The 6,482-nt window shown below is 72.9% G+C and carries 6 protein-coding genes; 1 reads left to right on the top strand and 5 read right to left on the bottom strand.

Annotated elements, in window-relative coordinates; translation table 11 throughout:
• Window positions 1-108: 108 nt before the first annotated feature.
• The 4 genes from OO63_RS35525 to OO63_RS35510 all read right to left on the bottom strand — a co-directional run bounded on the left by OO63_RS35525 (window position 109) and on the right by OO63_RS35510 (window position 4,266).
• Entirely contained in the window at window positions 109-1,128 is a 1,020-nt protein-coding gene (locus OO63_RS35525) for an endonuclease/exonuclease/phosphatase family protein (protein ID WP_397622139.1), read from the bottom strand.
• 96 nt (window positions 1,129-1,224) lie between these two features.
• A complete protein-coding gene (locus tag OO63_RS35520) occupies window positions 1,225-2,247 on the bottom strand; it encodes a hypothetical protein (RefSeq protein WP_248782223.1) in 1,023 nt (340 codons plus the stop codon).
• A 118-nt stretch (window positions 2,248-2,365) separates the two neighbouring features.
• The gene (locus OO63_RS35515; RefSeq protein ID WP_030362370.1) at window positions 2,366-3,211 is read right to left on the bottom strand and encodes an ABC transporter permease; all 846 of its coding nucleotides are present in this window, start codon (window positions 3,209-3,211) and stop codon (window positions 2,366-2,368) included.
• Complete coding sequence (locus OO63_RS35510; RefSeq protein ID WP_030362369.1) at window positions 3,208-4,266, bottom strand: daunorubicin resistance protein DrrA family ABC transporter ATP-binding protein; 1,059 nt, start codon at window positions 4,264-4,266, stop codon at window positions 3,208-3,210. The genes OO63_RS35515 and OO63_RS35510 overlap by 4 nt, the downstream gene beginning before the upstream one ends.
• A 238-nt stretch (window positions 4,267-4,504) precedes the next feature.
• Between OO63_RS35510 and OO63_RS35505 the strand changes: the two genes are divergently transcribed.
• A complete protein-coding gene (locus OO63_RS35505) occupies window positions 4,505-4,900 on the top strand; it encodes a hypothetical protein (protein ID WP_030362368.1) in 396 nt (131 codons plus the stop codon).
• An 81-nt stretch (window positions 4,901-4,981) separates the two neighbouring features.
• Here the strand turns inward: OO63_RS35505 and OO63_RS35500 are convergent, their stop codons facing one another.
• Window positions 4,982-6,274 (bottom strand): SGNH/GDSL hydrolase family protein, encoded by a 1,293-nt coding sequence (locus OO63_RS35500; protein WP_030362367.1) that lies wholly within the window; start codon window positions 6,272-6,274, stop codon window positions 4,982-4,984.
• Window positions 6,275-6,482 lie beyond the last annotated feature (208 nt).

Below are 6,482 nucleotides of genomic sequence, written 5' to 3'. Positions count from 1 at the left end.
GCCCGGGACAAGTCCGGGCGGGCGGGTGGGAGAGAGCCCGTCCGGCGATTGAGGACGAGGCGCGGAGCGCCGCAGCGGGGGTGCCCCCGGCGCAGCCGAGAGTGACCTTCAGGCCTCGTCCCGATGCAACGTCAAGTCCACCAGCAAGGCACGATGATCCGTGTCCCCGATCTCCAGGAACCGCGCACCATGCGCGGCGAAGTCCTCCGACGCCAGGACGTGGTCGATCTGCGCCCCGAACGGCCGCGGCAGCGCCGTGGGCCAGCTCGGAGTGCGGGACGCCCCGGAGAGCCGAGCCGCGTCCCGCAGCCCGGCGTCGAGCACCCGCCGGAAGGCGGCGTGATCCTGGGTCGCGTTGAAGTCCCCGGCGACGATGGTGGGCCCGTCCCCCGCCGCCGCGTAGTCCCGAAGCCGCCCCAGCTCGGCCCGCCACCGCCCGAGATCCCCGGGCGTCGGCGGCATCGGATGGGCGAGCTGCACCCGTACCGGAATCCCCTTCACCTCGGCCACCGCCCCCGGCATCCCCAGCGTCCCCCGCACCCCGGGAGCCTCCTTCAGCGGCACATTGCTGAGGATCACCGACCCGTCGGCCCCGTCGTCCCCGGCGGAGGCGACGGCGGCCCGGTAGGGGTAGGCGGCCTCCGGCAGCGCGTCCCGCAGCTTCCCGTCGCACGCGCGATCGCACTCGGAGACGAAGACCAGGTCCGGCTTCCGCTCCCGTATCGCCTTGATCAGCCCGGGCGTACCGCGTCCGAACTCCACGTTGGAGGCGAGCACCCGCAGCTCGGCGACGGGCGGCCCGTCCGGGTCGGCCACCTTGCCGTACGGCTCGATGAACCAGGCGAGTCCGCCGAGCACGGCCACGGCCCAGACGAGGCCGACCCGCCAGCGCCCGAGGGCGGCAAGGAGCAGCCCGGCGGCGGCGGGCACGAGGAGCCAGGGCAGGAAGGCGAGGACCTGCGGTACGGGAGTGACGGCGTCGGTGTCGGCGATGCGGCAGCCGAGGACGGCGCTCACGGCGGCGAGCAGGAGTCCGGCGGTCCAGGCGGCGACCCGGTGACTCTGCGGCCGCCGTACGTCCACAGGGCCGTCGGGTTCGGCCTCGGGGGAGTCGGGCGGTGCCGTCACGTGCTCCAAGGGTCGCCCTTTCGTCGCCGGTGGGCGGGGCGGCGGCGTCCTGACCGGCGCGCCCGCATCCGCCACGTCCTCGGAACAGATCCTCCCTCAGGGACGCGGAGGGGCGGCGGAGGGGTTGCGCCGGGACGGGGAGCCCGCCGGGCGGGGGGTGTCGGGGGTACCGGTCTCGGCGGCCACGCCGGGGCCATCGCCCACACCGACCCCACCAGAAGCACCGCCCCCGGCAGCCGCGCCGGACACCTCCACCCCGGACACCCCCACCCCACCCCCGCCGGACGGCACCCCCACCCGCCCCCACACCCACGCCCCCAGCGCCACCGCGAGGCCCACCCCCACGATCACCCACGAAGCCGTGCGCAGCGTGTCCGTGAGGGCGTCGTAGACGGCGCCCGCGGCGGCGCGGGAGACGTCGGGGGGCAGGTCGTCGAGGGTGAGGGCGCGGCCCGCGGCGATGGCGGCGGCGAGGACGGCGGCGCCGACGGCCGCGCCGAGTGCGGTGGCGGTGACGGCGCGGCGGCGGCGTACCGCGAGCAGGATGCCGCCCACGGCGAGGAGCACGGCGGCGGCGGGCAGCCAGAGACCGGCGACCTGGAGCATGCGGAAGCCCTTCCGGAAGTGGCTGAGGTCCTGCGCCTTCATGACGGTGACCTCGGTGTGCCGCACCGGGATGCGGCCGGCGAACGGCGTTCCCTCCTCGATGAGTTGACGCTTGACCTGCTCGGTGATGGGGGCGAGGTCGATGGTGACGGCGCCGTCGGAGTCATGGGTGAGGGCGGCCTGTACGGCGTCGTGGGCGGCCCGGTTCGCGGCGTTCCACGCGGTCTGGAAGGCGCCGGTCTCGGTGAAGGAGTGCACGGCGTCGCGGACGAAGGAGGCGACGGTGGCCCGCAGCGGACCGGCGTCGATCTCCTTCATCACGGAGTCGGTCACGGCGTCGGCGACGGAGGCGCGGACGTCGGGGTCGGCGGCGAGGGGCGCCATCGTGGCGACGTACGCGTCGGTGTCCTCGATCTCGTACTTCGCCCAGGTGGAGACCGTGCCGAAGGGGACGAGCAGACAGGCGAGGACGAGCAGCACGGCGGACAGGGCGGCGCGAGGACGTCGGAGCACGTCCTCAAGGCAAGACCCCGGCCGCCCGCGGGGCGACCGGGGTCACTGCATATGGGGGCAGGATTCCCCGCCTTTGTGGGACGGCGACGGCGCGCCGCCGCAGGAGCGCTGGTTACGGCTACTTGCGGTTGTACAGCCGCATCGTGACCGGCCCGAACACCGCCACGAGCAGCCCCGCCCAGCCGAGGCTCCACGCGATGTCGGCGCCCGGCCAGTCGCCCGCCATCAGGCCGCGCACGGCGGAGGCGACGTGCGTGACGGGGTTGTTGTTGACGAAGGCCTGGAGCCAGCCCGGCATGGTCTCGGGCTTCACGAAGATGTCGCTGAGGAACGTCAGCGGGAACAGCACCATCATGCTGACGCCCATCACGGACTTCTCGGTGCGCAGCAGCAGGCCGAACATCGTCCACACCCAGGAGAAGGCGAACGAGAAGACGAGCAGCAGGAGCACGCCGCCGAGGACGCCGAGCGCGCTGTCCGGCCGGAAGCCCATGATGATGCCGACGGTGAGCATCACGGCGGACGCCATCGCGTACCGCAGGGCGTCGCCGAGGAGATAGCCGACCAGCGTCGACGGCCGCCAGATGGGCAGCGAGCGGAAGCGGTCGAAGACGCCCTTCTCGATGTCGGTGTTGACCGAGACGCCCGTGTACATCGTGATCATGACGACGGACATCACCAGGATGCCGGGGAGCAGGTACTGGATGTACTCGCGCGGGGATCCGGCGAGCGCGCCTCCGAAGAGGTACGTGTACATCAGCACCATCATGATCGGGAACGCCGTGACGTCGAACAGCTGCTCCGGCACGTGCTTGATCTTGAGTATGGCGCGCCAGCCGAAGGTCAGGGACGTGGACAGGGCGCTGGGCCGCCGCGGGCGTTCCTTGGCGATGAGCAGTTCGGCCAGGGACTCCGTGCGGACCGGGGCCAGGTCCTGGGCTTCGGTGGTGGTCGCGGTGCTCATCGGGAGACCTCGGCTTCCTTCAGGTCCTGCGGGGCGCCCGGCCCGCTCGGGGGCTCGGGGTCGCTGGGGTGGCCGGTCAGCGCCAGGAACACCTCGTCGAGGCTGGGCTGGCCCAGGGAGAAGTTGTCGACGGTGATGCCGGTGCGGGCCAGTTCGGCGAGGGCACGGGACGCCTGCTCGGCCGCGCCCTGGCCGTTCGCCGCGCCGCCACCGACGCGGGCGGTGAGCGCGACCGGGTCGGGTTCGATCTTGACCTCGGCGTCGAGGGCGATGCGCAGCACCTCCTCGGCCTGCGGGCGCTGCTCGGCGTGGCGCAGGCGGACGTGCACCGAGCCCGCGCCGACGGACGCCTTCAGCTCGCCCTTGGTGCCCTCGGCGATGACCTTGCCCTTGTCGATGACGGCGATGCGGGCGGCGAGCTGGTCGGCCTCGTCCAGATACTGCGTGGTCAGGAGCACGGTGGTGCCGTGTCCTACGACCGCGCGGACGATGTCCCAGACCTGGTTGCGGCTGCGCGGGTCGAGGCCCGTCGTCGGCTCGTCGAGGAAGAGCAGGTCGGGGGTGTTGAGGATGGACGCGGCGATGTCGATGCGCCGCCGCATGCCGCCCGAGTAGTTCTTGACCTGGCGGGACGCGGCGTCACCGAGGCCGAAGGCGTCGAGGAGCTGCTCCGCGCGGCTGTACGCGGCCTTCTTGCCGTGGCCGGTCAGACGGGCCAGGAGCACCAGGTTCTCGGTGCCGGTGAGGTCCTCGTCGACCGAGGCGTACTGCCCGGTGAGGCTGACCAGGCCGCGGACGGTGTCGGCCGCGCGGACCACGTCGTGGCCGAATACGTGCGCCTCGCCGCCGTCCGGGCGAAGCAGCGTGGCCAGCATCTTCACGGTCGTGGTCTTGCCCGCGCCGTTCGGCCCGAGGAGGCCGTAGACCGTTCCGGCCGGTACGGCGAGGTCGACGCCGTCGACCGCGCGGTTGTCGCCGAAGGTCTTCACCAGGCCCGCGGTCTCGATGGCGAGGCCCCCGGACCCGGGGCCCCGGTACGACTGCTTGCTGCTCATGTCCCTGCGCCCTCCGCATGCGGATCGTCGGCCGCTCGTCGGCTGCTCGGCAGCGGCTCGGCAGCGGCTCGTCATGAGGGGAGACCGGACCCGTGGCGGAAACTCATCGCCGAGCGCGTCGCCGATTTCCAGAGTGGCACGGGCTCCGGTGGAGCGCGGGGTCGAACGGGTGTTTCCTTGATGGGACGCCGCAAGGCGTGAGCAGTACACCGCAAGGCGTGAGCAGAGAGGAGCCGTCATGGCTCACACCGCACACGGAGCGCCCGGCACCCCCACCCTCCCCGGCATCCGCGCGCTCTCCGGCACCTGGGCGGGCCCCGCCCTCCTCGCCGTCGTCTACGGCCTCTGGGCCGCCGCGATCAACCGCGACGGCGGACCGATCACCAGCGGGAACGTCCTCTTCGGCGTGGTCTCGGGCGTCGCCTTCGGCGCGCTGTACGCGGCCGTGCGCCGCCTCGCCCCCGCCCTGCCGCGCGAGCTGCGCGCCACGGCCTGGGCGACCTTCGCGGGCGTGTCCTTCGGCTTCCTGTACAGCCTCACCGACGCGAGCGTGCTGCGGTCGGTGGGGATGGCGGGCACGGTGGCCGCGAGCGTGTTCGCGGTGACGTTCTACCGCTTCTACACGCGGGAGTGACCGTACGGTTCCCGCGCGCGGGAACCCGGGCACGGCGGAGCGGCCGGGCGGACCAGCCGCCCCGGCCGCGCGCCGTGGTGCTCAGAGCGAGCCGAGGTCGACGGCCCGCGCCATCGCCGCGTACCCGGCGTCGTTCGGGTGCAGGTGGTCGCCGCTGTCGTACGCGGGCCGGATCCGCTCCGGGTCCTTCGGGTCGGCGAGTGCCTTGTCGAAGTCGACGTAGCCGTCGTACTCACCCGACGTGCGCACCCACTCGTTGAACTTGTCGCTGACCGCGGCGGCGCGCTCGCCGTAGTGGTCGGAGCCGCCGAGCGGGAGCAGCGTGGCGCCGACGGCCTTCAGGCCCTTGTCGTGCGCGGCACGGATCAACTTGCGGTGCCCTGCGATGAGTTCGTCGGCGCTGACGATCGGCGCGGGCTTGTAGGTGGGCTTGTCGGTCTCGCTGAAGCCGATGTCGTTGAGGCCTTCGAGGATCACGACGGTGCCCGCGCCGGGCAGGTCGAGGGCGTCCCGGGCGATGCGCCCGGTGCCCTTGGCGCCGTACCAGGCCGAGTCGTTGAGGACCATGTTGCCGCCGATGCCGGAGTTGACGACGGGCCGGGGCTCGCCGGACTTGGCGAGGCGCTCGGCGAGCGCGTCGGACCAGCGGCGGTTGAGGTCGGTGGAGGAGGCGAAGCCGTCGGTGATGGAGTCGCCGAAGAGGACCACGCCGTCCCGCTTGCCCTTCTTGCCGCTGTCGGCGACGTCCACGCCGGACAGGTAGTACCAGGACTCGGTCGACTCCTTGAAGGCGTCGGCGCCGGTGTCGCGGGTGTGGTCGCCGTCGGCCCGGTAGCTGGTCGCGAAGGCCTGCGCGTGGAAGGTGGCGGGCCCGGTGGTGCCGGACAGGTGCAGGGTGACGGTGACGGACTCGAAGCGGTCCAGGTCGAGCCCGGCGGCGTCGCTGGAGAGCTGGCCGCCCGCCGGAACGGTCACCGACTTCTTCCCGCCGAAGGTGAGCGCCCGCACCGAGCCGCGCTCGACGCCCGCGCCCTTGTCGCCCTCGGTGCGGGCGACGGTGGCGCTCGCGACGTGCAGCGGGGAGGCGCCGTAGGCGTTGGAGAGGCGGATGCGGGCTCGGTCGCCCTTCTCGGTCACGCGGACGACCTGGCGCACGGTCTGGTCGTCGAAGCCCGCCTCGGACCAGTTGGCCTTGAAGCCGGTGCTCGGCCGCTGCGGCGACGCGGCCCACGCCGCTGACCAGGCACCTCCCTTCCCGGCCGCGTGCCGGCCTTGGCCCGCGCCGCCGTCGGAGGCCTGGGCGACAGTGACGGCGGTACCGGCGGTGACGGCGAGGGCGACAGCGACGGCGAGGGTGCGGGTACGCGAGAACATCATGAACTCCTGAGGTCTGGGGCCGGTTTCGGCGGGCTGCCGTTCCGACTCCTCAAAGATCCGCCGATCGCACCCGCCCATCAACGCCGATCCGTGAAACGATCTCGAAGCCGAGGCTTATCGATGCAGGTCAGGCCGTTCGGGAAGGGGGCGCGGGCCTGCCGGTGTTGCCGCCTTCGGGGCTCCGCCGAGGGGTTCTCAGGGCCTA

This window comes from Streptomyces alboflavus (genome assembly GCF_000716675.1).
Lineage (GTDB): Bacteria > Actinomycetota > Actinomycetes > Streptomycetales > Streptomycetaceae > Streptomyces > Streptomyces alboflavus.
Note: the sequence above shows the minus strand (reverse complement) of the source record. Positions and strands in the feature narration are given on the sequence as shown.

Bases quoted from the DNA above. Each gene is read 5' to 3' on its own strand.
- OO63_RS35515 (WP_030362370.1), bottom strand. From the start codon at position 3,211: ATGAGCACCGCGACCACCACCGAAGCCCAGGACCTGGCCCCGGTCCGC.
- OO63_RS35510 (WP_030362369.1), bottom strand. From the start codon at position 4,266: ATGAGCAGCAAGCAGTCGTACCGGGGCCCCGGGTCCGGGGGCCTCGCC.
- OO63_RS35505 (WP_030362368.1), top strand. From the start codon at position 4,505: ATGGCTCACACCGCACACGGAGCGCCCGGCACCCCCACCCTCCCCGGC.
- OO63_RS35500 (WP_030362367.1), bottom strand. From the start codon at position 6,274: ATGTTCTCGCGTACCCGCACCCTCGCCGTCGCTGTCGCCCTCGCCGTC.